Source organism: Lacrimispora amygdalina, from assembly GCF_900205965.1.
Classification (GTDB): Bacteria; Bacillota; Clostridia; order Lachnospirales; family Lachnospiraceae; genus Lacrimispora; species Lacrimispora amygdalina_A.
In genome coordinates this window covers 1-717 of record NZ_OAOF01000082.1, presented here as the reverse complement: position 1 = coordinate 717, position 717 = coordinate 1, and the positions used below count along the sequence as shown (strand labels likewise).

1 protein-coding gene is annotated in these 717 nt (G+C 41.1%); it reads left to right on the top strand.

The annotated features are described in order from the left end of the window. Positions 1 to 190, top strand: a 190-nt coding sequence (locus tag CRO04_RS26660) for a hypothetical protein (RefSeq protein ID WP_207654530.1), incomplete at its 5' end; no start/stop codon positions are given. Positions 191 to 717 lie beyond the last annotated feature (527 nt).

Below are 717 nucleotides of genomic sequence, written 5' to 3'. Positions count from 1 at the left end.
ACCGGAAGACGAACAGGAGGTAATTGCAATCCTAACAGCTATCAGGTGCAACGGGAAAAGACTATATTTTTCTGATTCGCCCAACAAGGCTTTTTATCGCCTGATTGGCATATATGTTCGACCATCGGTTTTAAATGTCACACAGGGGCAATTATTTGCGATACAGGTCAAACATAAAGTGGTATATTAATTCTATTTCACCAGAAGCTTAGTCAGATCATCTACCCTATGGTTCATGGTGAACCATGAATTTACAGGAAACTGGTTCTATGGTAAAATGGTGCTGCCGGGGGTTACAGGGGGTAAAAAATACTCTTATTGTAGCCTCCTTTTTTCTTCTTTTTTTCTGACGTTCCTTTTCTCGAAAACAAATCCAGAAATGACTTGCAATCAATTCCATACAGAGTTAACATCAACAACCAATAAAAGAAATAACTTGTCCTACCACCCATTGGTTTGTTGTAGATTGGCTGTCGCCCCCTTGCGAACTCATGAAGAGTTAACGCTGTCATCTGAGGTTGCCGGTACAGGAACCGATTGGTTGGAAACAAGATCTGGAGGGAGAGAATTGCAGAAAAGAGAAAATCTGCTTTATGTGGGGATTGATCTGCATAAGGAAAGTCATACCGCAGTGATGGTGAACTGCTGGAATGAGAAGTTAGAGGTAGTCGTCATTGAAAACAAGCCCAGTGAATTTAAAAAGCTGGCAGAAAAGGT